Origin of the sequence: Crossiella sp. S99.2 (assembly GCF_023094165.1) — a bacterium.
Taxonomy (GTDB): domain Bacteria; phylum Actinomycetota; class Actinomycetes; order Mycobacteriales; family Pseudonocardiaceae; genus Crossiella.
On sequence record NZ_JALMDK010000004.1, the window covers coordinates 482311 to 505403 of the forward strand.

General features: G+C 66.7%; 28 protein-coding genes. 24 read left to right on the forward strand and 4 right to left on the reverse strand.

Annotated elements, in window-relative coordinates; translation table 11 throughout:
- Positions 1-363 precede the first annotated feature (363 nt).
- The 14 genes from MZC64_RS17945 (at position 364) to MZC64_RS18010 (ending at position 9387) form a co-directional block, all read left to right on the forward strand.
- Entirely contained in the window at positions 364-1287 is a 924-nt protein-coding gene (locus MZC64_RS17945; protein ID WP_282105566.1) for a helix-turn-helix transcriptional regulator, read from the forward strand.
- On the forward strand, positions 1284-1556 hold the full coding sequence (locus MZC64_RS17950) for a hypothetical protein (protein WP_247757852.1): 273 nt from the start codon (positions 1284-1286) through the stop codon (positions 1554-1556). The genes MZC64_RS17945 and MZC64_RS17950 overlap by 4 nt, the downstream gene beginning before the upstream one ends.
- Complete coding sequence (locus MZC64_RS48705; protein ID WP_308301027.1) at positions 1553-1993, forward strand: RNA polymerase-binding protein RbpA; 441 nt, start codon at positions 1553-1555, stop codon at positions 1991-1993. Before MZC64_RS17950 ends, MZC64_RS48705 begins: the two co-directional genes overlap by 4 nt.
- Complete coding sequence (locus MZC64_RS17960) at positions 1990-2529, forward strand: hypothetical protein (RefSeq protein WP_247757853.1); 540 nt, start codon at positions 1990-1992, stop codon at positions 2527-2529. The genes MZC64_RS48705 and MZC64_RS17960 overlap by 4 nt, the downstream gene beginning before the upstream one ends.
- 41 nt (positions 2530-2570) lie before the next feature.
- Entirely contained in the window at positions 2571-3617 is a 1047-nt protein-coding gene (locus MZC64_RS17965; protein WP_247757854.1) for a DegT/DnrJ/EryC1/StrS aminotransferase family protein, read from the forward strand.
- A 46-nt stretch (positions 3618-3663) separates the two neighbouring features.
- Positions 3664-3951, forward strand: coding sequence for a hypothetical protein (locus MZC64_RS17970; protein ID WP_247757855.1), 288 nt, complete (start codon positions 3664-3666; stop codon positions 3949-3951).
- 101 nt (positions 3952-4052) lie between these two features.
- Positions 4053-4442, forward strand: coding sequence for a hypothetical protein (locus MZC64_RS17975; RefSeq protein WP_247757856.1), 390 nt, complete (start codon positions 4053-4055; stop codon positions 4440-4442).
- 22 nt (positions 4443-4464) lie between these two features.
- Entirely contained in the window at positions 4465-5031 is a 567-nt protein-coding gene (locus MZC64_RS17980; RefSeq protein WP_247757857.1) for a DUF3558 domain-containing protein, read from the forward strand.
- Between the two features lie 121 nt (positions 5032-5152).
- A complete protein-coding gene (locus tag MZC64_RS17985) occupies positions 5153-6259 on the forward strand; it encodes a hypothetical protein (RefSeq protein ID WP_247757858.1) in 1107 nt (368 codons plus the stop codon).
- Entirely contained in the window at positions 6256-7020 is a 765-nt protein-coding gene (locus MZC64_RS17990; RefSeq protein ID WP_247757859.1) for an ESX secretion-associated protein EspG, read from the forward strand. Before MZC64_RS17985 ends, MZC64_RS17990 begins: the two co-directional genes overlap by 4 nt.
- Before the next feature lie 112 nt (positions 7021-7132).
- A complete protein-coding gene (locus MZC64_RS17995; RefSeq protein ID WP_247757860.1) occupies positions 7133-7444 on the forward strand; it encodes a hypothetical protein in 312 nt (103 codons plus the stop codon).
- Between the two features lies 1 nt (position 7445).
- Positions 7446-8459 (forward strand): hypothetical protein, encoded by a 1014-nt coding sequence (locus MZC64_RS18000; RefSeq protein ID WP_247757861.1) that lies wholly within the window; start codon positions 7446-7448, stop codon positions 8457-8459.
- A gap of 23 nt (positions 8460-8482) precedes the next feature.
- Complete coding sequence (locus MZC64_RS18005) at positions 8483-8752, forward strand: hypothetical protein (protein WP_247757862.1); 270 nt, start codon at positions 8483-8485, stop codon at positions 8750-8752.
- A gap of 20 nt (positions 8753-8772) precedes the next feature.
- Positions 8773-9387 (forward strand): DUF3558 domain-containing protein, encoded by a 615-nt coding sequence (locus MZC64_RS18010; RefSeq protein ID WP_247757863.1) that lies wholly within the window; start codon positions 8773-8775, stop codon positions 9385-9387.
- A 204-nt stretch (positions 9388-9591) separates the two neighbouring features.
- Here the strand turns inward: MZC64_RS18010 and MZC64_RS18015 are convergent, their stop codons facing one another.
- Both MZC64_RS18015 and MZC64_RS18020 read right to left on the reverse strand, forming a co-directional pair.
- A complete protein-coding gene (locus MZC64_RS18015) occupies positions 9592-10863 on the reverse strand; it encodes an FAD-binding protein (protein WP_247757864.1) in 1272 nt (423 codons plus the stop codon).
- Positions 10860-13154, reverse strand: a complete 2295-nt coding sequence (locus MZC64_RS18020; protein ID WP_247757865.1) for a tetratricopeptide repeat protein — start codon at positions 13152-13154, stop codon at positions 10860-10862. Before MZC64_RS18020 ends, MZC64_RS18015 begins: the two co-directional genes overlap by 4 nt.
- A gap of 303 nt (positions 13155-13457) precedes the next feature.
- Here MZC64_RS18020 and MZC64_RS18025 point away from each other — a divergent pair, with 303 nt between their 5' ends.
- Both MZC64_RS18025 and MZC64_RS18030 read left to right on the forward strand, forming a co-directional pair.
- Positions 13458-13991, forward strand: a complete 534-nt coding sequence (locus MZC64_RS18025; RefSeq protein WP_247757866.1) for a GGDEF domain-containing protein — start codon at positions 13458-13460, stop codon at positions 13989-13991.
- A 201-nt stretch (positions 13992-14192) separates the two neighbouring features.
- Positions 14193-14525 carry a helix-turn-helix domain-containing protein gene (locus MZC64_RS18030; RefSeq protein WP_247757867.1) on the forward strand — a complete coding sequence of 111 codons (333 nt, stop codon included), beginning with the start codon at positions 14193-14195 and terminating at the stop codon, positions 14523-14525.
- A 4-nt stretch (positions 14526-14529) separates the two neighbouring features.
- On the opposite strand, the gene MZC64_RS18035 is transcribed toward MZC64_RS18030, so the two are convergent.
- On the reverse strand, positions 14530-15135 hold the full coding sequence (locus MZC64_RS18035; RefSeq protein WP_247757868.1) for a hypothetical protein: 606 nt from the start codon (positions 15133-15135) through the stop codon (positions 14530-14532).
- A 217-nt stretch (positions 15136-15352) separates the two neighbouring features.
- Between MZC64_RS18035 and MZC64_RS18040 the strand changes: the two genes are divergently transcribed.
- Complete coding sequence (locus tag MZC64_RS18040; RefSeq protein WP_247757869.1) at positions 15353-15715, forward strand: hypothetical protein; 363 nt, start codon at positions 15353-15355, stop codon at positions 15713-15715.
- A 76-nt stretch (positions 15716-15791) separates the two neighbouring features.
- Here MZC64_RS18040 and MZC64_RS18045 read toward each other — a convergent pair whose 3' ends face one another.
- Positions 15792-16430, reverse strand: a complete 639-nt coding sequence (locus MZC64_RS18045) for a prepilin peptidase (protein ID WP_247757870.1) — start codon at positions 16428-16430, stop codon at positions 15792-15794.
- Positions 16431-16831: 401 nt separating this feature from the next.
- Between MZC64_RS18045 and MZC64_RS18050 the strand changes: the two genes are divergently transcribed.
- The 7 genes from MZC64_RS18050 (at position 16832) to MZC64_RS18080 (ending at position 23058) form a co-directional block, all read left to right on the forward strand.
- Complete coding sequence (locus MZC64_RS18050) at positions 16832-17266, forward strand: hypothetical protein (RefSeq protein ID WP_247757871.1); 435 nt, start codon at positions 16832-16834, stop codon at positions 17264-17266.
- Positions 17260-18123, forward strand: coding sequence for a hypothetical protein (locus MZC64_RS18055; protein ID WP_247757872.1), 864 nt, complete (start codon positions 17260-17262; stop codon positions 18121-18123). The genes MZC64_RS18050 and MZC64_RS18055 overlap by 7 nt, the downstream gene beginning before the upstream one ends.
- 133 nt (positions 18124-18256) lie before the next feature.
- Positions 18257-18964 carry an SAF domain-containing protein gene (locus MZC64_RS18060; protein WP_247757873.1) on the forward strand — a complete coding sequence of 236 codons (708 nt, stop codon included), beginning with the start codon at positions 18257-18259 and terminating at the stop codon, positions 18962-18964.
- Entirely contained in the window at positions 18964-19800 is an 837-nt protein-coding gene (locus tag MZC64_RS18065) for a chromosome partitioning protein (RefSeq protein ID WP_247757874.1), read from the forward strand. Before MZC64_RS18060 ends, MZC64_RS18065 begins: the two co-directional genes overlap by 1 nt.
- Positions 19797-21248 (forward strand): CpaF family protein, encoded by a 1452-nt coding sequence (locus MZC64_RS18070; RefSeq protein ID WP_247757875.1) that lies wholly within the window; start codon positions 19797-19799, stop codon positions 21246-21248. The genes MZC64_RS18065 and MZC64_RS18070 overlap by 4 nt, the downstream gene beginning before the upstream one ends.
- Entirely contained in the window at positions 21236-22168 is a 933-nt protein-coding gene (locus MZC64_RS18075; RefSeq protein WP_374205767.1) for a type II secretion system F family protein, read from the forward strand. Before MZC64_RS18070 ends, MZC64_RS18075 begins: the two co-directional genes overlap by 13 nt.
- The gene (locus MZC64_RS18080; RefSeq protein WP_247757877.1) at positions 22165-23058 is read left to right on the forward strand and encodes a secretion system protein; all 894 of its coding nucleotides are present in this window, start codon (positions 22165-22167) and stop codon (positions 23056-23058) included. Before MZC64_RS18075 ends, MZC64_RS18080 begins: the two co-directional genes overlap by 4 nt.
- Positions 23059-23093 lie beyond the last annotated feature (35 nt).

Sequence of the window (23093 nt, forward strand, 5' to 3'; positions counted from 1 at the left end):
CGTTGCCTCCTGCGAACTCCCGGGTTGCCACTGGCAGTTCGATTGGCCCAGCCGTTACCAGCTGCCGCCGCCACTGTCTCGCCGACCGCGATCGCCTCACGACGGGCCCGGGTGACGGTGCTGTCGGCATAGCCGTAGCCCCTTGGGGACCGCTACCCGAGGCGGGGCAAGCGGTATGAGAACACCTACCCCGGTCAGGCCCAGGAACTATCGCACGGGTGTCGTTCGTCCACTATGGACATTATTGAATCCTTATGTGCAAAGGAAACTTCCAATTTCCTACTGTTCGAGCCCGGATGATTCTAGCGGTCAGGGCACGTCCGAGTGGCGACCGAAACGAGTGGAGCACACGTCATGGGATCAATGTTGCCTGCGGGGCACCGGGTACGGGCGGAACTACGCGCCCGACGCAGAGCCGAGAACATGACCTTGACCGCGGTCGCTGCCAAGACCGGCTACTCCGTGACAAAGCTCCAGCGCATGGAGACCGGCGGACGCGGCCTGATCCCGGATGACGTGGACACCTTGCTCACCCTCTACCAGGCGCCCAAGGGCAGGCGTGAGTACCTGGTCAAGCTGACAGCCCAAGCCGATGTTCAGCCTTGGTGGCAGGCGTTCAACGCCTGGCTACCGGGAGCCTGGCGTGAGGAGATCCCGTTGGAGGACGAGGCCACCGTCATCCGCATGTACAACCTCGGGTTCATTCCCCCACTGCTCCAGATCGCCGCCTATACCCGAGCGCTGCTTCCCATCCTGCACCCGGATCTGACCGGCCCGGTCCTGGATCGCCTGGTCGGCGTCCAAGCAACCCGCCAGCTCATCCTCGCCCGCACTCCCCAGCCACGGATTCACTGCCTGCTCGATGAAAGCGTCCTGCGGCGCCCAGTAGGTAGCCCAGAAATCCAGGGCCAGCAACTCCAGGCTGTGGCCGCAGCAGTTGGGCTGCCGAACGTGACGGTGCAGCTGGTGCCGTTTAGCGCTGGCACCCATCCAGGCGTGGAGGGTTCCTTGACGCTGCTGGAGTTTGACAGCGCGCCGCTGATGGCCAGAACACCCGAGTCGGTGGTCTTCCGCGATACCAAGCCGGTCGTGGGCAAGGCCCAGAATGCATGGGAGGCGATCAAGGAGCAGGCCAGTTCGGAGAACGCCACCGTGAACATGCTCAACCGCCGAGCACGCGTACTGCTGAGCACCACCACAGCCAGCAGGTACAAGAAGCGGCCCCGTGCTGGCGTACGAAGGGATCAGGCGCTCGATACGCAGCAGCGACGGGAACCAGATTCATGAGCGACGATCACACGCAACAGCCACACCTCGCGGCAGTGTTCGCGCTTCATCGGCAGCAGGGCCGGACTGAGCAGGTCGGCGAGCTGTTCGACTCCGAGGGTCTGCACGAGCAGACGCAGCTGCTCCTGATGGCGGGCTTGCCCGACCTGCCCGAGGAGATCCAGATCCGGCTCGGCCGCGCTGCGCACGGCATCAACCTGGCGCACACAGCCTTCATCGAGATCACCCAGTTGCTGGCCCCGAAGCCGCCGAGGGGTGAATCATCGTGACAGGCAAGTCACTCCGCCGTATCGGTGCTAGAAAAAGGCCGGCGACTGTCCCCCGGCATGACGAAGTCCATCCTCGGCGCGTCGTCCTGTACGACTGTCCGCGTGGCCATCAGTTTGAGATGCCCTTCGCCCACGAAGCGGATGCACCGTCCACATGGGGATGCCGTTCGCACAGCACAACATCGACTCGGGCAGGAACCTCGCCGAGCGAAGAACCGCGAAGGAAACCACCACGGACACACTGGGACGTGTTGTGCGAACGCCGCAGTAGCGCCGAGCTGGAGCAATTGCTGACCGAACGGCTTGACTGGCTTGACAACCACCGCGGCAGCCTGCTTCTCGACCAGGCCAACGAGACCGAGAAGTTCTTGCAAACACTGGGAATCCTGCCCACGGGAGGACAAAGACCTACCGGAAACCATGGAGATCGACGATGACAAGCACACACACCCCTGACCTTCCGCTGAGCAGGGAGACCGGGCGAGTCCTTGACCTGTACCCGTCACTGGTCGACCTGAAGCCGTTGTGCCAGTGGGAACTACTCGCGCACCTGTTTCACCGACCGAAGATCGTCGAGACCCTACGGCAGCATCCACTCTGGCAGGCGGTCACTACGGAACGGTTGGAATCCACGCGGCCCTTCGAGGCCCCGCTGCGGGTGTCACTCACCTTGCGGTCGGTCGGCTTGTTCGCACTGGGGATGCCTGTCAAGACCATCATCCAGCTGGATGGCGAGGCGCAACGTTCTGTCTACCGGCGGATCGCCGAGTACGTTGATCTGGCCTGGAAGCTGGCCACACCGCCGAGCGCAGCCCACAGCCGTTGGGAGTTCAAGGATCTGCTACTGGCCAACCTTGCCGACGACCTGCCTCTCGGACGGCACGGCCGGACCGTCAGGAGTTTCGTTGTGGTGGCTGAACTTCCCGTGGCCGACCAGCCGCGAGTAACGCTGTGGCAGGCGGGGCCGTCGTGAACTCGACGCCATGGGAGTATCTCCGCCACGCCGTGGAGGCGATGCCTCGCAGCGCACCCGCGCAACAGACTGCTTGGTACGAGGCCGAACTGGCCGGCTTCTTCGGCATGCCACACGCGGTGGCGGTGGCCAGCGGAACCGCCGCTCTGCACTGCGGACTGCTCGCCCTGGGCATTGGCCCCGGCGATGAGGTACTGGTGCCTGCCCTCGCTCCGGTGAGTTCGATCGCGCCAGTCTGCTACGTCGGTGCGGTGCCGGTCTTCGTCGACTGCGGCCCCAGCGGTGCGGGCCTGGACTTGGAAGACCTCCGCGCCAAGATCACTGTGAAGACCCGTGCTGTGCTGCTGGTCCACCACTGGGGTCGCACCGGTGATCTCTACCGCGCCGTCGAACTCGCTGGCAGCCACGGGCTTCGGGTGATCGAGGACGCCACCCACGCGGTGGGCACCCGGATCGACGACCTATACGCAGGTGCCCTCGGTGACCTTGGCTGCTTCTCCACCCGGGACGGGAACCTGTTGTGGTCCGGCGAGGGCGGCTTCCTGCTCACCCACAACGAGGAGTTCGCCGAGCAGTGCCGCATGTTGCGGGAGCATGGCCTCGGTGCGACGGCGCAGGGCCAGTCGCTGACCGCGGTGGGTTATAGCTATCGGCTGGCGGAACCACTGGCCGCGATCGCCCGCACCAACCTGGCTCGCCTGACCCCGGCGCTCCGTGAACACCGGCGCGCCAGCCAGTTGCTGTCCGGCTTGCTGCGGGACGTTCCTGGACTGACGATTATCCATGAGGAGGGGCCGGAGCTGTGGAATCAGCACAGCCCGCTGCTGCGGATCGATCTGGGACAGCCTCGGGAATTCAGTGCCTACCTGTCCACGATGCACGGTGTGGCCACCAGCGTCGGCAGCCACCGGCTGACCGCGGCCGACCAAGCCCCGGCCTTCGCCGAGTACGTCCGGCAACCGTGCCTGCGGGCACGGGCGGTCGTGGACACCACGCTGGCCCTCAGCCTCTCAATGCGCTCCACCGAGGAGGAGTTGCATGAACTCGCCGCCACAGTCCACCGCGCGGCACTCCACTGGAATCGGTAGCTCAACCAGAAGCCTGTTCCGGTCCACGGACAATTCGGGAGTCATCATGAACGAGTCAGCCGGTCTGCCAGCAGAGACCATTCTCCTTTCTCTCGGCGACTTCGTTCACGCCGAACCAGGAGAACAAACAGGTCAGGTGCCATGGACAACGGTGGTCACCACAATGCGACGGGTGATCATTTACCCTGCGAACCCTGCTCGATTCACTCCTGCTGATCTGCTTGCCGTCGAGGAACTTCGTCGCGCCATGCAGGTTCTCTACGACCGAGGGTTCCGCTATCTATCCGCACGGGGCGAACTGCCAGATCCGGGACCGATGCCGCCAATCGGGTGAGAGCAACCCCTCATTCGTGCTCGAACGGGAACCGTTCAGCCACAGTCGACGGTCTGCGTTACTGTGGCCCGCGGGGAGTGCAGTGCGAGCAGGGGGTGGGGATGAGTGAGCTGGCTGGCTACTACGGCCGGTGGGAAGACGCAACGCCGCCGCCGAGCGGCGGCAGTCTGAAGATCAAGGTCGAGCGTGACCAGGTTCTTCGAGCGCTTGCGATCTTTCAACGCGAGGGCGAGGACCTTCAGCAAGAGCTGATGAAGATCGAGCACAAGCTCCGGCTTCCGCCTTGTGGGGGCGACCCGGTCAGCGAAGACACCGCCAAGGCTATGACCTGGAAGTTCGTTGACGCGCCAGATTCCTACTACAAGAGGTATCTAGGGCTGGCCGAGAGCTTCTTGGAGACTGCCTCGCAACTGCGCGCATCAGCGAGGGACTACGGCTTCACCGATGACGATGTCGCTAATGCTTTGAAGGGGTACAAGCGCGTTGACTAGAGCTGCCCGCACGCTGTCAGTCATGGCCTTGGTAGTGCTCGTCTCGGGGTGCACCCCGGCCCCGGGTACCCCGACTACGTCGAACGCCACCGAGAGTTCGTCCACGCAGGCTCCGACCTTGCCCGGAAGGCCCAAGGACATCCGCCTTGACGATCTCGCTTCGGAACAGATCTGCTCTTTGTTGACCGAAGAGCAGGGAAAGAAGCTTGGCGTCAACACTATTCGCCCTATTGGCGATGTCGGCAGGTTCAAGGACAAGGGGTGCGGATTTCTAAATTCCGTAACCAAGCCCTTCTACGGCTACCAGATCGTACCGACGACCCAAGAAGGCGCGGATGTGTGGCTGAAGCCGGGGAGCACCGTGTCAGCCAGGATCCTGACCGTGGCTGGCTACCCGGCGGTGGAGAACCGGCGACCGGGTGACGACCGGGGTTGTTTCGTCGATGTCAGCGTGGCCGAGGGTCAGCGGCTTGGGATCCAGTATTCCTACAACAGCCAGCCTGTCACGCAGACGCCGGAGCAGTTGTGTGCCAAGGCGTTGGAGATGGCTGAGCTTGCGACGCAGGGCTTGATCAAGCTACACGGTTAGACAGAACGGGAACGGGGGGGCTGTCATGGGTGAGGGACCGCAGATTCGGCGGAACCGGTTCGAAGGCGTTGCGCTGGACCAGAAACACGCCTGGATGCAGCAGGGCCAAGGCACGAGCGCGGTGAACGACGCGATCGATGCCATGCGGGGGATGCAGCGCATCGCCGCCGACGCCGAGCACGCGGTCCGCAAGGGCTTGGAGGCCATCGGAGTCGGCTGGGCTGGACAGGCCGCGGAGGCCATGACCGCGGCCGCGCGGCCGGCGGTGGCCTGGGCTCAGGGGGCGCAGGATGCCGCGGTGTCGGGCGGGACCTCGGCGTCCTCGCATGGGATGAACTTCGCTGAGACCAAGCCGAAAGTCGAGGCGAGCCAACCGGTTCAGGAGCCCGGAGTCGGCGCGCTGGTCCTGGGTGCGTTCAGTCCGGCCGTGGTGGTGGCGATGCAGCACGACATGCAGCAGCAGTTGGCGGCCAACCGGGCCCGGGATGATGCGGCCAACCGGGCGCTCTATGGCTACGAGTCCACCGCGCGGGACCGGGTTGGCGCGTTGCCGGTGTTGCCGGAGGCGCCGAAGATCGCCCTGGACAGCGGGGGCACCCCGCCTCCGCCGCAGCCGCCGCCGGTCCCGCCGGGTGGGCGGAACCCGCGTGACCCGCGGCAGCGGGATCTCCCGCGCCCGGGTGGCACCGGTGCCGATCCCGGTCGGCAAGGCCAGGATCCGGGCCGTGGCCAGCCGGTCACCGGGACCGATCCGGTGCGGCCGGTGGAGAACACCCCGGATCCGACGTTGCAGGGCGTGGTCCCCAGCGGCACCGGAGGCAGCAACAACCCTGTGCTGCCCCGGGTCGAACCGTCACCGGTCGGCGGTCCAGGCCAACCGGGCGGCGCTGGCGGTGGGTTCATGGGCGGCTTCTACGGCGGTGGGTCCGCCGGTGGTGGTGTGGGAAGCGGTGCCGGCGGTCACGGTGCGGGGCCGCGCGGGCCAGGCGGTCAGGCGGGAGTCGCTCCCGGCCAGCCGGGCGCTCGCGCCGCTACGCCGGTGGCAGGTGCTGGGCGTGCTGGCGTGGGCGGGCAGTCCTTCCTGCAGTCCCCGACCGGTGCGGCAGGTCAGCAGGAGGAGGACGCCGAGCATGAGAACAAGTTCAAGACCCTCTCCGATGACATCTACGGTCTGGACGATCTGCCGCGGATCCCGCCGCCGGTGATCGGAGAACACCACAACCTATGACCGTCCACCCCGTGCCGGTGACCGCGTTGACGGTCGCCGAGTTCGATCTGCTCTGGGAACTCGCCGAACTCGGCGAGACCCCGTTGAACCTGGAGATCATCAGCAGCGGCGCCGATTGGGAGGAACGCGCTCACCATCGGCATGCTCTGCTGACCGGCCTCGCCACCCGAGGTCTGATCGTCCACAGTGGACTGGATCCTGCGCTGCGTGAGGCTTTGGTGGGACTGGCGAGGTTCGACTGGGCGGTGGACGCGCGGCTGTGGGCCACCGATGGGCTGGTGCGTGCGGTGGGAGCGGTGGCAGGTCCGCAAGGGACGGTGGCGGTGCGCTACGGCGAGGAGGTGCGGCTGGGCGTTCTGCCCGACTACGCCGTCGCGGCCACCTTGGTCGAGTTGGTCGGCGAGAGCGATGCCGGACCAGGCGAGTCGGTCAGCGTCCGTGCCACGGCGCTGGATGCGGCCAGGCAGACCACGACGGCGCCGGGTTTCGCCGACGCGCTCACCGAGAGCGGAGAGCCCGCGGTGGTGGCGCGCAAGGTGGCGCACATGCTCGGGACGGTGCGGCGGGGCGGGCAGTTCGGCGTGACGGTCCGGGATCGAGGACTTGGTCTGCGTCGCGCACCGAGGGTGGTGGCCTTTCACGACACCGACCAGGGTCGGTATGTGCACGTGCGCCGGGACGGTTGGGCCACGATCACTCCGGGTGGGAGCCGCCAGCTCCTGGCGCAGGTGCGGGCGTTGGTGGACGAGCAGCGCGGGTGAAGTACACCGCCGCGTGTCACACCGGGGACAGGGGTGGCCCGGAGGTGGTGGCGGGTGGACAAGGACGGTCGGGTGGGACGACCCGGCCGGAACAGGGAGGGAGTAGTTCGGGATGAACAGCAACAGGGGTCACGTGGGTGTGGCCACCTCGCATGTGAAGCAGGTGGCTGAGGTCTTCGCCGGGGAGGCTCGGCTGATCAGGGAACAGCATGCGCTGGTGCGGACTAGCGATGTCTCCGCCCAGTCCATGGGGCAGGGATTCACCAGGCATGGCGAGGGCTACCGGCAGCTCATGGAGCGGCTGGCCGCTTCGGTGGATGCCTTCGGCCTGCAGTCGGAGACCATCGGTTCGGTGTTGCTGGAGTCCGCCGGGGACTACGGGCGGACCGAAGGTGGCAACACCCAGTCGTTCCGGGGGCGCTGAGATGGCCTCTGCCGGTACGTGGAGCGACATCAGCAAGTTCTGCGAGAGTCTTTTCACCTTTGGCCGCAGTGATGCCCAAGACGAGATCAACCGTTTCGGGCGTGAAGTTCAGACGCTGATACCGCAGGTTGCGCAGGACGCGAAGGATCTCGCCGCGGGCCGGGACCTGCTCGCGCGACCTGAAGGCAGCTTCGCCACCTCCGATGAGATCCTGGTCGCGGGCGAGCCGGGGTTGCGGTTCTTCCAGCGATACCTCCCGCTCTACAACGAGTGGACGTACGAGCAGTACAGCTTTGAGACTGACATTCTCCAGCGCTACAACAAGTTCCGCGGCATGAACTTCGCCGCGTTCCGTGCCGACACGGACCACCTCGCGAAGGCCGGGACGGCCCTGGCGGACAGTCATGGGCGGATGAAACAGTCCTTCACCGGGCTGATCACGCACTGGAGCGGGGATGCCTCCCGGGCCGCAGGTGAGCACGTCGACAAGTTCGTCCGGGCCTCCGACATGGTGACCATGCGGACCGTGGAGTTCGGCCGGGCTATCGGCAAGAACACCGGCCTCATGGAGAAGGCCGCGCGGAAGGTGGCCGAGATGACCGCGGGGTTGTACAGCGTCGACTGTGGCGGTCATTCTCCTGGCACGGTCGAGAAGATGATCAAAGTGGTGCGGGGCAAGTCGGACAGCCCGTTGCTCAACTTCCTCGCGACCGGACTGGATGTCACCGGCGGCGGACTCAAGTCGGCCACCGGGGCGATCCCGAATGCCGGGGCTGCGGCCGGCTCGGCCATCGATCTGGGGCTGGGGCTGATCACCCATTTCCGGAAGTGCCTGACAGATCAGTTCCAGCCCGCGTTCAAGAACAAGTACGACAGGTTCGTCAAGGACATCTGCACGGCATCGGAGGACCCCCTCAACAAGATGTGGACCGACTTTGCCGAAGTGGCCAAGGAAGTCCCGCGGGACGCCTTCGCCGGTGTCCCCCTCATCGTGCCCCGTCCTACCGGCAACTGAGACAGGAAAGGAGACCGAAGCACATGGATCAGCTGACGGCCTACCTGTACCGGCTGGAGCACCTCAGCGCCGAGATGGACGCGCGCGCCGAGCGGGTGGCCGCCGAGTCCCGCGAGGAAGAGGCCCACTACCGAGCGCTGGCCCAGGCTAGTGCCACCGCGGTGTTCGATCTGTTGCACGAGGTCGAGCAGAAACAGGAAGGCGACCAGCCCCAGCCTGCCCCGGTGAAACCCCGGCGGCCCGCGGGTGATGACGACGTGGACTTCGCCGACATCAGCTGGATGAACGGATGAGCGGCACTACGTTCGGGGCGATGCGCGGCCGTGCAGGGATGGCATTGCTGCGCAGCGGGATCGCGGTCGGCATGGCTGTGGCCCTGTCCGGGTGCGGCATCACCGTCTGGTACCCGACCCCGACCACCACCTCCGTCTCCAGCACCACTTCCGCGCCGCCGGCGCCCGCCACCCCACCGCCGGTAAGCCAGCCCAAACAGCTGCGGGAAGTGCCACCGTGCAGTCTGCTGACCAAGGCACAGCAGACCGAGTTGGGCATCGACACCGATGAGTTCGAGTCGAACTACTCGCTGGAGAATTACGGGCGGTGCTCGTGGCTTGACTTCGACAAAGGGAAGTCCGCGATCGCCAACCTCCGAGTGACCAAGAGGTACAAGGACGCCGGTCTGGAACAGCTATACCGGCGCAGGTCGGAGTTCCCCGCCTTCACATCGGCCACTGTGGACGGCTATCCGGCGGTGCGGACCGAGGATGACAAGAAGTCGTGCAATCTGCATGTCGGGGTCGGTGACGAGCAGAGCTTCGAGGTGAACCTACTCGCGGCCGACCTGACCAAGCCGTTGTATCCCAACGCATGCGAGTATGCGGAGGCGATCGCAAGGGCCGTGCTGCGCAACATCCCGGAAGCTCGTTGAGAAGCAGCGCGCGACGGTGTCACCCGGGTGAGCGATGCTGCGGGCATCCGCCCCACCGGGGATCGAGCATGGTTACGCTGTGATGACGTGGGGTCGCCTACCTCCCCCCTTTGGCGGCTCCACGAGTTGGGTGCTGGTCTGCCCCTCCCCCCTGGCGGGCCAGCACCCGTCATTAGCGGCGCCTCGTGCGAATCGCTCGTCAGCTCACCCGCGGACGAACGGGTGCGCGTAGAGGGTGCCGTTCGCAGCAGTGACGTCGTGGAACCACCGGTTGTTCGACGCGGTCATCGAGATGATCGCCTCGGGGAAGTCGCTGTCGGCGTGGCGGAGTGCCGCGGCAAGGTGGATCAGTTCGCCCGCTGGCAATTTCAGGTGAGGAGTAGTGATCCTGGAGGTCAGCAGCGGGTAGGCCAGCAGCAACCCGACCGCCCCGTACAGCTGGTCCTGGAGGTCGGCGCCGGCCGAGGTGAGGAAGCTCTCCGCGGCTTCATCGGGCAGGAGCACGTTGCACCAAGGGTGCGGGGACTGGTCGATGCCTGCCTCACCGATGACGAGTTCGCCCTCTTCCAGGCGGTTGGCGAAGTTCCAGTACGGAAGTCGAGTCGGGGCCTCGCGTTCGAAGCCTTCCAGCGCCGTGGCCTCGTCTGCGGCGTCGGTGAACGCGGCTGTTTCAACCTCGAAGGAAAGCGCCCCGGTGTCTCCGAGCTTGATGTGGCCCTCGATGTGGTCGATGCGGCCGTCGCGGACCAGATGGCGTTGTGCGTTGAGGAAGCTGGTGAGGGATGGGCATTTCAGCTTGCGGCAGCGCACGATGTCCGGTGCCGGCACGAGGCGCAGGGTCGCGCGGGTGATGATGCCGCTGCGACCGTAGTTGGCTCGGACGGAGTCGAAAAGGTCGCGCTGTTCCTGGGGCGAGCAGTGCAGCAGTGTGCCGTCAGCGGTCATCACCTGCAGCGCGAGGACGTTGTCGGTCTGGGCGCCGTGTTGATGGCTGGTTCCGCCGAGGCCGCCGACTGACAGTGTGCCGCCAACGGACAGTCCGATGTAGTCGGTGAGCACTGGTGGGGTGAGCCCGAGAGGCAGGGTTGCCTGGAGCACCCGGCTCCACTGCGCACCGGCGTCGACCACGATGTGCTCGGGCGTGACCTCGTGAACCTGGTGGAGGCCCCGCATGTCCACGACGATCCCGCCGGATGCCTGGGCCTGGCCGGCCAGCGAGTGGCCCTGTCCACGGGGGACGACCGGCAGGGAATGGTCCGCGGCGAAGCGCAGGATCGCACTGATGTCGCTGGCACGGGTCGGGCGCGCGACTGCGAGAGGCTGGTGGTGCACCAGCCCGCCGTAGTCGCGTGCTGCCCAGTCGAGGCTGTCCTCGTCGATGTCGAGTCGTCCGAGGAGTTCCGGCACGGGCACAGCGCCGAGCCTGGACGCGCTCGTCCAGGCTCGGGCGGCCGGGTCGAAGGCGAGGTAGGTCACGGGGTCTCCCTCGGCGTTGGGCGGGGCGGGACGGTTTCGTTGGCCCGCAGGGTGTCCAGCAACCGGTGACGCATCTCGGCCGCGCTGGGCTCGTTCACGTCGCTGAGCAAATCCGCCGCGGCGTTCCACGACGCGTGCGCATCCTCCAGGTCACCGCGGTCAAGGTGGAGCTGTCCGAGCGTGCGCAGGGTGTCGGCCTGTCCCCACAGGTCGTCGGAGTCAGCGAACGCGGCAAGGGCACGGTTCAGGGCCTGCATCGCCTGATCGACGTTGCCTTGGTCGCGTTGGTAGGAAGCGATCTTTTTCAGTGCGCATCCCGCCGACTGGCGCTCGCCGATCTGCTCGAACACTTCCAGTGCCGCGGTTACGTGTTCCAGCGCCTCCTCGATCTGGCCCCTGTCCCGGCAAGCTTCAGAGAAGTACGAGGTGGTGATCGCATAACCCCACTGGTCGCCGACGCTGGAGAACAACCGTCTGGCCTCTTCCAGGTGCAGACGGGCCGATGGATGGTCGCCGAGTACGTCGTGAGTCCTGCCGAGCCCCAGATGGCTCCACGCCTGTCCAGCATGGTCGCCGAGGTCCTCCCGGGTGGAGAGCGCCTGCTGGTAGCTGGCCAGGGCCTCCTCGTTCTGCTGTAGATCGAGGTAGGCGTTGCCGAGGATGTGGGTCAGGGTGGCGTGAGCATGCCCGTGTCCTAGCTGCTGGGCGAGGTCCTTCGCGTCCTGCACCACCGGCTTCCACAACTGCCAGGGGTGCCGGTGGTACAGAAAGTCGTTGAGGGCCACGGGCAGGAACACCGCCTCGTCGAGTTTCCGCTTCGTGCCCGCGGCGGTCGCCGCGGCCAACGTGAGCAGTTCGGTCTCGCACCACTGCATGGCTTCGTGCTTGGTGGTGAAGGCAAGCGGCTCGGCCGCGTCCTCGGCCGCATGCACAGCCGGCAACGCGCGATGGGGCCAGAGCAAGTGAGCCGCGGCGTGCGCGCTGTGCAAGTAGAAACTGACAGCACGGTGTATGGCCGCGTGGCGTTCTGGCTCAGGCTCGTGTGCGAGGGCAAGGTCGGTGGCGTAATCGCGGACAAGATCGTGAACCGAATAGCGGTTGGTCGTGACCGGTTCGATCAGGTGGATCGCGGCCAGCGCGTCCATCTGCTGCTGTGCTTCGTCCCGGCTCGTGCCGACCAGGGCAGCGGCGGCTTCGGTGGTGACGCCGTCGGTCGGATGCAGGCCGATGAGCCTGAACAGCCGCGCGGTCTTGGGCGCGAGCGCCTTGTAGGACCAGGACAAGACGTCCCGTGCGGCGGAGGACTCGTCCTCCGTGGCGAGCAGGTCAAGGCGGCGGCGCGCCGGGGACAACTGTTCGGACAACTCGGCCAGAGTCATGTTCTCCAGGAGCGCCACCCGTTCGGCTGCGATGCGCAGCGTCAGAGGCAGCAGGCCGCACTGGCGGGCAAGCGTGCTCGCGGCGTCGGGCTCGTCGTCGACCCGGGCGCCGACCATGCCCCGCAATAGCACCAGGGCGTCGTCCAGGGACATCGGCCGTAGCGTCACGCGGACGGCACCGTCACGGACGGACAGCCCGGACAGACGACTGCGGCTGGTCACCACAACCAGACAGGTGGATGAGCCGGGCAGCAATGGGCGGACTTGCTCAGCGGTCGCAGCGTTGTCCAGGACCATCAAGGTCCGGGTGCCTTCCAACTGGGTCCGGAGCAGGGCGGTCCGCTCATCGAGGGTGTTGGGCATGGCCGAGGGGCCGATGCCGACGGAGTTGAGCATCCGGCCAAGAGCGACCACTGGCTCGATTGGCTGGTCGATGGCGTACCCGCGTAGGTCGGTGTAGAGGATCCCGTCTGGGTAGTGCTTCGCGATGTCGTGCGCCCACCGGACGGCCAGCGCGGTCTTACCTACCCCAGCTGGGCCGTCGATGGTGATCAGGCTGGCGCGTTGCCGTGCCTGCTGCAACAGGTCGAGCTGGCGGACCCGGCCGACGAAGTGACGGGCCGCGGGCAGTTCAGCAGGCCGGGCGCGGTGGTGGGCTCTGGTTCGCCGCGCCGCTCCGGCCAGGGCGGCCAACTCGCCTTGGGCATACAGCGCTCGGTCGATGGTCAACGCGATCTCGGGGCTCGGCTGGCGCTTGCCTTGCTCCAGGTTGCCCAGGTGGCCCTTGCTGATATGAGTGCACAGGTGTAGATCAGCGAGGGACAGTCCACGCTCTTCCCGGAACTCGCGCATACGGGCGCCGAAGTCAGCAAGTTCGGTGGCTTCCGGCGTCGTCTCGCGTCTTCCGTTCATCTGAAGACCCCTCTCCCCTGGTCTTCTCTAGCCGCCCTCGCCGACACTGAACGTGACAGTCCGCTACGAACAGCGAGCGAGCCGGTCAGAGGAGACGAGGATATGTCCGCCACCAGGTGCCCTGCCCCAGGTTCCGGGCCGCCACCCGCCCAATCTCACCCGGACGATGGACAGCGCGGCACCCGCGCGGCGGAACCCGACCAGCTGGCAGCTACCACCACGTCTAGTGCTGGCCGGGCCGAGGCGCAGGCGCGGTCCTGCCCCGCGTGCGGGCACGCTGTCGACTCGCCGAGGTTCGATCGTGTGACTGGGCTCCTGGACCGATGGGACTGGGATATCGAGGCTCCACGCGCGATCGAACATGCCGCGGCCCGTGATGCCGCCGTTGCCTTGCTCATCCTCGACATCGACGAGTTCAAGACTGTCAACGACAGGCACGGTCACCTTGCCGGCGACGCGGTGCTCCGCGCGGTCGCCGCGGCCCTGCGAACCGCTGTCCGGCAGCAGGATGTGCTCGCCCGGTATGGCGGCGACGAGTTCGTTGCGCTGTGCTCGGTGGCAGAGGCCGGTGAGGTGATCACCATGGCCCGCCGGATCACCCGGGTCGTGCGGGAGTTGGAAGTCCTGGCCCCATCCGTGCACGGGAGCGGCACGGTGCCGATTGCGGTAACCGCTGCGGTCGGGGCGGCGTTCCTGTCGGCGAGCTACGGGCGCGCCATAGGGATAGAGGAAGCGCTGAAGCATGCCGACGCGGCACTGCTGGAGGCGAAGACGATGACCGCGGTGCGCGAGTGCTTCGTGTACCTCGGTGCGGGTGTAGGAGGTGGCCACAGATGAGATTGATGAACTTCGCCGCGACGAGCCGGCCGAGAACTGATGTTCGGGAAGTGTTTGGGTACGCGGTGCGACTTTCCCGCTCGACGGAGCCTTTATCCGCAACCCAGCGGTGAGGAGATTGTCGAGCGATTGACCGGAACGCAGGGATACGGCAGGCAGTCGGCGGGGAGTTGCCGCGGCCGAACAAGGGGAGAAGCAGTCATGACCAACGATATCGACTGGACAGCGGTCCAACGGGTCACCCACGTCATTCGTGGAGACTGGGCTCTCGCAATAGTTCGAGCATTGCGGGAGCGGCCATTGCTGTTCTCCGAACTGAAGATGGTCATAGAACGCGAGCAGCTCATGCCAGGATATGTGCTGCACGACAGCACACTTGCCCGGAACCTGCACAATCTCGTTCAGCAGGAAGTGCTCAGCCGGCGAGAACTGCCTGGAGGGTTTCAGCCCGGCGCGGAATATCGACTGACTCCGTTCGGGGAGGATGTCGTCCGGGTGTTGCGCGAGGCCAGTCGCTGCCGGCAGCCCAATTAAGGGCTCAGCACGACCGGGCCTCACGTATCAAGATCGCCGTGACCTTCCACCTGTCATCGTTGTTGCGGACAGTGACATCGACAATCCGACGATCAGGCGAAGAATCCGCAACTCCTCCACGTGCCTTATATTTTCGCCAGCGTGAGACATCGACACAGTCGACAATGTCTACCTCGACAGGAAACTCTGGAACCCGCACAGCCTTCACTCGCGGCGCGGTGACCGGCAAACCCAGCGTGATCAGTCCGGCGATGGAGTCGGCGTAGAGAAGTCCGCGGATATCGGTAAGGGCCGGAGCTGAGGTATACAGCGCGAGCCCGTTCGAATAATGGTTCGACGTGGCCGCGGCAACGGTAAACTCGTGCCACATGCCCCGGTAGGCATCAATCGCCAGCCGCGCGGCGTTGCTGCCGACCCCGGGCACGTCCGCGACTGCTGAACCCGACGATGCGGGCGACACGGCGCTGGTCGAGGTTGCGGACGGCAACGGCGTGGCCTGGTGCAGCTCGTGTGTCCCGCAGCCTGTGAGCATCGCGGCCGAGCACAGCAGAATTGGCGTGTACATACAAGATCGCATCGACATCGAGTTCTCCCAAAGCAGGTTCTTCATCAGGTCTACTCGCTGTTCCCTTGCTCGCGGAACCGCAAGTGCGACTCGCACTGACGCAAGTTCAGAAACCTTCACACTTCTGGTTGCACTCAGAGAAGAGAAGTGCCCATGCTTGCACCAATGCGAGTCCATGCTCGCGTTGACGCAAGTCGGGAAGCGTCCGGTAGGCAGAGTGCGCACGAGTTGAGCACGTTCATCGACCTGACCGGGAGTGACTATGCACGCAGGTGCGAAAAATGTTGCCGCAATTGCGATAGCAGGCTTTATTGGCGGGACAGCTGGAGACCCCGCCACCCTCAGCGAGATCGACTCCAGCCGACCGGGCGTCACCTGCGAGTACCGGGTACTCAACACGGCAGGGGTGCACCGTACACCGTCGGAAATTTACTCCAAGCCCAGCTTCAAGATACTGCGCCGGGACGACATCGTGTGGGCCGAGCAGAATTCCTACCCGCATCCAAGCGAACAGCACATCTTCGTTCGTGAACTCGTGGGTGGTGGCTGGGTGATCGCGGACTTCCTCAAACGCACCACGAAACACTGCGATCTGCCTCAGGCACCCTCGCCGCACGAGCAGTAGCTCGTGCATCGGGCCGGCCACCCTCCCTCCCCCCAGGTGGGTGGTCGGCCCGCCCGATGGTGGGTGAAGTAGCTGATCAGAGTGTGGGCGGCCAAGGCCAAGTGTGGCCGAGGAGCAACACCAACAGGCTGGCACCGATCAGAAACGGACCGAGAGGGACTTCGCCGACCCGGCCACGCCGTCGAAGCCGCGCGGCCACCCGCGCCACAGCCAGCGTGATCGCGGCGGTCAGGTAGCAGAGCAGGAGCGCCGAGCCAGCCGCTGACCAGCCCAGCCAACCGACAACCAGCCCGCACAATCCGGACGCCTTGACGTCGCCGGCCCCGAGTTGGCCAGGGGCGCCGAGGTAGATCACCAGATGCACGACCAGCGCGACCGCGGTGACGAGCACGGCTCGGACGAGCGCCCGATGATCCTTCTCCGCGGCTGCGGCCAGCGTGAACAGCGCCAGCAGGGCCGGGTAGCTCGGCAGGGTCAGGCGGTTCGGCAGGCGCCTCTCGACCAGGTCGGTCGCTGCCAGCACAACCCCGACCACCGCGAACCAGCCGAACGCGAGCAGTACGGGGCGCCCACCGAATCGCCCGGCCAGGGCCAGCCACGCCAGGGCGGCGCATATCCCGACCATTGCCCTGACCGGCACCGGTAACCGCCAGGCGAGCGCTACACCTGCCGCACCGCCCAACGCGGTCCAGCCCGCGACCAGCGCACTGTCCACAGCTCCTCCGAGAGGCAAGCGCCATCGACCGGTGCCGGACTTCGTTTCTGTGCCGCAACGCTCGAATTCCGCCGCAACGCCAGAGCGCGGGACCGCGCCCGAAAACCACGCTACTCGCACAATCGATCTGGATCATTACCTTGGACGCAATGATTAGCCCAATAGTGTGAACAAGGTGTCGCGGGTCCACACTCGCGTTTGCGCGAGCCTGGACCCGGCCCTGTACAACCAGTTTGAAATGAATCTCGAAGTTCACCCCGGAGGTTGTCGTGCATATCCACCACTGTCATCTCGCCAGGAGGTACGCGATACCCCTGCTCGTTGTCGTGATGGGCATCGCCACAAGCGGGTGCGAACAGCAGACGGTCGCGCGCCCCTCGACCAGCGGTCCGGCGGCGAACGTGGCCACTAGCACAGAACCACCGACGCGGTCGGTCCAGGACCAGGTACTGGCGGCCTACGACGGCATGTGGGCCGCGATGAGCACGGCCGCGGAACGCTCCGACCCCACCGCGCCGGAGCTGTCCCAGCACGCCGCGGATTTCGCCCTGGACAAGATCATCCGAAGCTTACGCATCGACAGCGACAACGGCGTGGTGACCAAGGGCCGGGTCAAGACCGCCCCCACAGTCACCGAGTTGACCCCGCCGCGGGATCCCCGGGAGGCCCGGGTCGCCGACTGCGGGGACGACGGGGAGACCGCGAAGTACACGCGTGCCGGTGTGCGGGTGCCGGATTCCAGCGGAGGGCGTCGCAAGATCCAGGCCCGGCTCAAAGTCGTTGCCGGCCGGTGGGTGGTCACCGACTTCGCGATGCTGGAGGTGGGGTCATGCTGACCGCGATGTTCCTCTCCGCGACGGTGGTTTGCTTGGCGGCGCTGCTGCCCGCGACCGCGCAGGCGGGCCCACCCCGAGGCGGAGTCTGGTCGCACATCGGCTGCGGCCAGGGCGACAGCCCCGAGTGCGAGGTGTTCGCCGGGCAGAACTCGGTCGCGGGTGCCGGATCACGCCCCGGCCCGGCGGCCCCGGCGGGCAACGCGAAGCCGGTCTGCGTCTACACGCCGGTGGACGATCCGGCGACCCTGAACTCCTTGGCCTTCCGCCCTAACGAGCCGTCCGGCCCGCCCTTGGCTCCCGGGTCGCGCTACTACCTCAAGCAGTGCGAGGGCGAGGCCCCAGGCTGGGTCGTACTGTCCCCGGGAGCGGTCCCGCCCCCACCGTCGCCGCGTGAACTCGCCGTGCAGGCGAGATCGCGGCTACGCCCACCAATCCCGGTCATCTCGTTCAGCCCGAGCAAAGCCCAACTGGTCAACCTGCCGACCTGGCTGTGGATCGACCCGGTGCGCTGGCGACCGGTTTCGGCGACCGCGGGGGTTCCGGCGTTGTCAGTGACCGCGATCGCCACTCCAGTCACGCTCTCCTTCACCATGGGCGACGGTGCCACCGTCCACTGTGGCGGACCGGGCACCCCGTTCTCCGGCAAGGACAATCCGGCTGCCGCTTCACCGGATTGTGGCCACACCTACCGCGTGGTCACTGGTAACAGCGCCCGCGGCGAGTTCCCGGTGACCGCGACCATCCGATGGCGGATCACCTGGGCTGGCAGCGGGGAAAGCGGCGGCCTTTCTGATCTGACCACCACCGCGACCGTGACCGTGCGGGTTGAGGAGGCCCACTCCCTGTCCGTCCGTTGACTGAGCCGACCCGCGCTCACCGGATCACGCAGCAAGAAGCAGGCAGTCACAACGAAACACCTTGTCACGAAAGGCTCGTCGAAGAACACATGTCGACGCGTCGCGATGGCTTTTTGCCTGGAGGAGGTTGGTGATGGCTACTTCGGTTTCGACCATGCAGGGCGTGCCGACGCCGGACGCGTTGGCGAGTACGTGGGGTGGCCGTGACGGCACCGGCAAAGCGTCGTCTCGCATGAGCGGCGCGAACCGGCGCCGGAGCATCCCCCACCTCCTGCTGGGTGTGCTGCTGGTGGTGGCGTGTTCGGTCGGCGGAGTGCTGGCCGGGATGCGGTTGGGCGACCGAGAGAGCGTGCTTGCCCTGGCCCGTCCGGTCGCGGTGGGACAGGTCCTGGCGGCGCAGGATCTCAAGCAGGTGAACCTGGCGGCGGACTCCGGAATGGATGCCATCCCGGCATCCGCCGCGTCCACGGTGGCGGGACAGCCAGTCGCGTTCAGCCTGCCAGCCGGGTCGTTGCTGACGCGTTCGGCGTTAGGTTCGCCGCAGATTCCCTTGCAGGGCAAAGTGATTGCCGCGTTGGGTCTAAAGTCCGGACAGTTTCCGCCCGACTTGACACCCGGAACGACGGTGCTGGTTCTCACGACATCACCGCAGGGCGCCACGACCGGAACACAGAACGCACAGACCTCGGGCTGGACCGCCGTGGTGACCGGGATCGCCTCCCGCGAGACCGAGCAGACCACGGTCGTGTCCCTGCAACTGTCCGAATTGGACGCTCGGTCGTTGGCCTCGGCACCGGCCGGGCAGCTCAGCCTGGTGGCGACATCGGGAGGTGCTCGCTGATGCTTCTCGCGATCTGTTCGCTCAAGGGGTCCCCCGGAGCCACCACGTTGGCCGCCGCTCTGGGCGCCCGATGGCCCGCCGGGCAGAATCCGATCCTGGTCGAGGCCGACCCGGCAGGGGGCGATCTGATGGCCCGGTTCCGCCTGGCCGACGCGCCGAGCCTGGTCACCCTCGCCGTCGCAGCCCGCCGCAGCACCGATCTGGGGCTGCTCGCCCGGCACACGCAGCGGCTTCCCGGAGGTCTGCGAGCGGTGATCGGACCGGTCGGCGCCGAGCAGTCCCGCTCAGCGTTGTCCGTGCTGGCCTTCGGCGGGCTCTCGACACTGCGGCGTGCCGCCGACCAGCCGGACACGACCGTCATCGCTGACTGCGGCCGGGTCGACCCGGACTCGCCCGCGTTGCCGATCATCCGCAATTCCGACGCCATGTTGCTGGTAGCCCGTCCACACGATGACGAACTCGCACACGTCGCCCTCAAACTACGCGAGGTCCAGCGCTGGTCCCGGAGGCCCTGTTTCGTGCTGATCGGCGACGGCTACCCGACTCGTGCGGTGTCCCAGGCGCTGAGGATCCCGGTGCTGGGGCGCGTGCCTCGCGACGACAAGGGCGCCGCCGTGCTGTGTGGACACAGCAACAGCCGGCACAGCCCAGTGAAGTCCAGGCTCGGCGAGGCCGCGGCCCGAATCGCGATATTGGCCTTGGCGCACCGGCATGCCGGCAACCGCGACGGCACCGGGCCGCCGTCGGCGCGGCGGAAGACGGTTCCCGGCACCCCAGTCTCCGGTGCGACGCTGCAGCCCCTTTGTTCCCGGACACGAAACGGCGCGGACACATGAGCACACACGCCTTCGACGACCCACAGAGGTCGCACACGTCGAACGGGGCCGATCCGAATTCGGCCCGGCCGCACCTGCCCGGCCCGGCAGAGCTGCCGCACCGGCCCAACAGGGAAACCGAGGCGATGGAACGATTGCGGCGGCGGCTGCGCCAGGACCTCTCGGAGCGGCTGAGCGAACGCATCCACGCCGACGAGAGTGCGGGACGCGCCCCAATGGGCGCTCAGCAGCGACGCCAACTCGCCCAGTTGATCCTGGAGAGTTCCGTCGAGGCCCACGCCCAAGCGGAGCTGACGAACTCAGCGGGCGGCGGGATGCTGGTGGCGCCAGAGGTCGAGCAGCGCGTGATCCAGGCGGTGCTCGACGAGGTGTTCGGCCTTGCTGGTCTGGAACCTCTGCTGGCCGACCCGGAGATCGAGAACATCAACATCAACGGCTGCGACCGCGTTTTCGTCCGCTACGCCGATGGCCACCGGGCTCGCCGGGCACCGGTGGCCAGCTCGGACACCGCACTGGTCGAGCTTATCCGCGACCTGGCCACCCGCAGCGGAGTGGAGGAGCGGCGCTTCGATCGCGGGTCGCCCTTGGTTCACTTCCAGCTTCCCACGGGAGAGCGCGTTTCGGCGGTCATGGCCGTGACCCCGCGTCCGTCAGTGTCCATCCGGCGGCACCGCTTCCAGAAAATCACCCTGGCGCGGTTGCGGGAGACTGGCACGATCGACCTGGCGTTGGAGTCGTTCCTGGCCGCGTTGGTCCGGGCGAGGCTGAACGTGTTGGCCACCGGCGGTACCGCGGTCGGCAAGACCACACTGTTGCGCGCCTTGGCCTCGGCGATCCCGAGGTGGGAACGTTTGGTCACCATCGAGGATGTATTCGAACTCGGTTTGGGCGAGGACACCGAGGCACATCCGGATGTGGTCGCGATGCAGGCCCGCGAACCGAACCTGGAAGGGGTCGGCGAGGTCTCGCTGTCGTATCTGGTGTGGCAGTCGCTGCGCATGTCGCCGGATCGGGTCATCGTCGGCGAGGTGCGAGGCCCTGAAGTGATCCCGATGTGCAACGCGATGTCGATGGGTAACGACGGCTCCATGGGCACCCTGCACTCCTCCAGCAGCCGAGGGGCGTTCACCAAGTTGGCCGCCTATGCGGTGCAGGGACCGGAGCGGCTGCCGGTGGAGGCGACCAATCTCCTGGTGGCCAGCGCCCTGAACTTCGTGGTGCACCTGGACAAACCACGCGATGATCCGGGCAAGCGGGTGGTCTCCTCGATTCGCGAGGTCGTCGACGCCGACGACCGCCAGATCATCAGCAACGAGGTGTGGCGGCCGGGTCCGGACCTGCGTGCCGTGCCGGGCGCCCCGTTGCGGACTGAGACCCTCGACCTGCTCGTCGCCGCCGGTTACGACCCTGAGCTGGCCGCTCGCCGCGACGGGTGGTGGCGGCTGTGACCCCAACCGTGGCGTTGTTCGGGCTACTCGGCGCCGGCCTGGCCGTTGGCATCCTGTTCATCCGGACCGGCCTGCACCGCGGCCGACCCGCCCGCGACCGTGGGGCATCGCCGTGGTGGCGCACGTGGTGGGTCGCGCACCAAGACCGCAAACTGGTGGGCTGGCTGGTGGCAGTGGCGATCGCCGGCCTGGCTGTCGGCGCGGTGACCGGCTGGGTGGTTGGCGCCGTTCTCGCCGCGCTCGCGGTCGCCAGCCTGCCAAGGATCCTCGGCTCCAACACCGACCACAAACGCGACCTCGCACGCATCGAAGCGATCGCGTCCTGGACTGAGATGCTGCGCGACACCCTGGTCGCAGCCGCCGGCCTGGAACAGGCCATCCTCGCCACCGCCCCGGCCTGCCCGGCAGCGATCCGCGAGGAGATCACCGAGCTGGCCCTCCGCCTGGAACGCGGTGAACGCCTCGCCCCGTCGTTGCGCCACCTCGCCGACCAACTCCACGATCCGACCGCCGATCTGGTGATCGCCGCGCTCGTGCTGGCCGCCGAACACCAGGCCCGCCAGTTGGCGGACCTGCTCGGCGAGCTGGCTGGAGAAGCCCGCGAGCAGGCATCCATGCGGATGCGAGTCGAAGCCGGTCGGGCCCGCACCCGGACCAGCGCGCGGGTCATCGTGATCACCACGCTGAGCTTCGCCGTCGGCCTGGTGCTGTTCAACCGCGGCTACCTCGCCCCCTACGACTCGGCGTTCGGCCAGATCATGCTCGCGCTCGTCGGCGTCCTCTTCGCTGCCGCGTTCGCTTGGCTGGCAAGGATCGCCCGGCCACGTGATCCTGAGCGGTTCCTGACTGAACTGTCCACGATCCGCACCCATGACGCTGACGTCGGCGGGCTGCTCGCGGGGAAGGGGGTGTGGTCGTGATCTCCGCGTTGCTGTGGGGCGCTGGGCTTGGGGTTGGGCTGTGGGCACTGGTGGTCTATCTGTTCCCACCGCGGCCACCCCTGCGCACCCTGGTCGCGAGTCTCCACGCGACGTCCACGCCGCCACCGATCCTCACCGCGGACTCCAACAGCTGGGCACTGCGGGTCGGCAAACCGTTCATCAAGTCACTGGCTGCTCTTGGGCTGCCGAACCGCAAGCTGCGCAATGACCTCGCGGTCACCGGAAGGAGTGTCGAGCGCCACTTGGCGGAGAAGGCAGTCTTGGCGTTGACCGGGTTGTTGCTGCCACTGTTGACACAACTGACGCTCATCCTCGCCGAGGTCAGTCCGGGCTGGACAATCCCGGCGGTCGCGAGTCTCCTCCTCGCCCTGGGCGGATTCCTCCTGCCGGATATCACGGTCCGGCAGGAAGCCGAGCGACGGCGCGCAACGTTCCGGCTTGCCCTGTCGGCCTACCTCAACCTGATCCGGGTCCTGCTGGCCGGCGGCGCCGGGGTCGACGGCGCCCTGTCCGACGCGGTCGTCGTCGGTCGCGGCTGGGCATTCCAGCAACTGCGCCAAGCTCTGATCACTGCCCGCATCACCCGCGTCACCCCCTGGGTCACCCTGGGGCGGCTCGGAGCCGAACTCGATGTGCACCAGCTGTCCGAACTCGCGGCCTCAGTCAGCCTTGCCAGCGCTGAAGGCTCCCGGGTGCGGGCCAGTCTCGCCGCGAAGGCCGCCGCGTTGCGCACCCGCGAACTCACCAACGCCGAAGCCGAAGCTCTGTCAGCTACCGAACGCATGAGCCTTCCCGTGGTGATGCTGTTCGGCGGATTCCTTGTATTCATTGGATTTCCCGCACTCATGAGCGTGCTGGGAGGGTTGTGAGTTCCACCAGAACAGTCCACACCGGACTGCGAACC

Coding starts and splice junctions, on each gene's coding strand:
- MZC64_RS17945 (WP_282105566.1), top strand. CDS start 364: ATGTTGCCTGCGGGGCACCGGGTACGGGCGGAACTACGCGCCCGACGC.
- MZC64_RS17950 (WP_247757852.1), top strand. CDS start 1,284: ATGAGCGACGATCACACGCAACAGCCACACCTCGCGGCAGTGTTCGCG.
- MZC64_RS17960 (WP_247757853.1), top strand. CDS start 1,990: ATGACAAGCACACACACCCCTGACCTTCCGCTGAGCAGGGAGACCGGG.
- MZC64_RS17965 (WP_247757854.1), top strand. CDS start 2,571: ATGCCTCGCAGCGCACCCGCGCAACAGACTGCTTGGTACGAGGCCGAA.
- MZC64_RS17970 (WP_247757855.1), top strand. CDS start 3,664: ATGAACGAGTCAGCCGGTCTGCCAGCAGAGACCATTCTCCTTTCTCTC.
- MZC64_RS17975 (WP_247757856.1), top strand. CDS start 4,053: ATGAGTGAGCTGGCTGGCTACTACGGCCGGTGGGAAGACGCAACGCCG.
- MZC64_RS17980 (WP_247757857.1), top strand. CDS start 4,465: ATGGCCTTGGTAGTGCTCGTCTCGGGGTGCACCCCGGCCCCGGGTACC.
- MZC64_RS17990 (WP_247757859.1), top strand. CDS start 6,256: ATGACCGTCCACCCCGTGCCGGTGACCGCGTTGACGGTCGCCGAGTTC.
- MZC64_RS17995 (WP_247757860.1), top strand. CDS start 7,133: ATGAACAGCAACAGGGGTCACGTGGGTGTGGCCACCTCGCATGTGAAG.
- MZC64_RS18000 (WP_247757861.1), top strand. CDS start 7,446: ATGGCCTCTGCCGGTACGTGGAGCGACATCAGCAAGTTCTGCGAGAGT.
- MZC64_RS18005 (WP_247757862.1), top strand. CDS start 8,483: ATGGATCAGCTGACGGCCTACCTGTACCGGCTGGAGCACCTCAGCGCC.
- MZC64_RS18010 (WP_247757863.1), top strand. CDS start 8,773: ATGCGCGGCCGTGCAGGGATGGCATTGCTGCGCAGCGGGATCGCGGTC.
- MZC64_RS18020 (WP_247757865.1), bottom strand. CDS start 13,154: ATGAACGGAAGACGCGAGACGACGCCGGAAGCCACCGAACTTGCTGAC.
- MZC64_RS18030 (WP_247757867.1), top strand. CDS start 14,193: ATGACCAACGATATCGACTGGACAGCGGTCCAACGGGTCACCCACGTC.
- MZC64_RS18035 (WP_247757868.1), bottom strand. CDS start 15,135: ATGAAGAACCTGCTTTGGGAGAACTCGATGTCGATGCGATCTTGTATG.
- MZC64_RS18040 (WP_247757869.1), top strand. CDS start 15,353: ATGCACGCAGGTGCGAAAAATGTTGCCGCAATTGCGATAGCAGGCTTT.
- MZC64_RS18055 (WP_247757872.1), top strand. CDS start 17,260: ATGCTGACCGCGATGTTCCTCTCCGCGACGGTGGTTTGCTTGGCGGCG.
- MZC64_RS18060 (WP_247757873.1), top strand. CDS start 18,257: ATGGCTACTTCGGTTTCGACCATGCAGGGCGTGCCGACGCCGGACGCG.
- MZC64_RS18065 (WP_247757874.1), top strand. CDS start 18,964: ATGCTTCTCGCGATCTGTTCGCTCAAGGGGTCCCCCGGAGCCACCACG.
- MZC64_RS18070 (WP_247757875.1), top strand. CDS start 19,797: ATGAGCACACACGCCTTCGACGACCCACAGAGGTCGCACACGTCGAAC.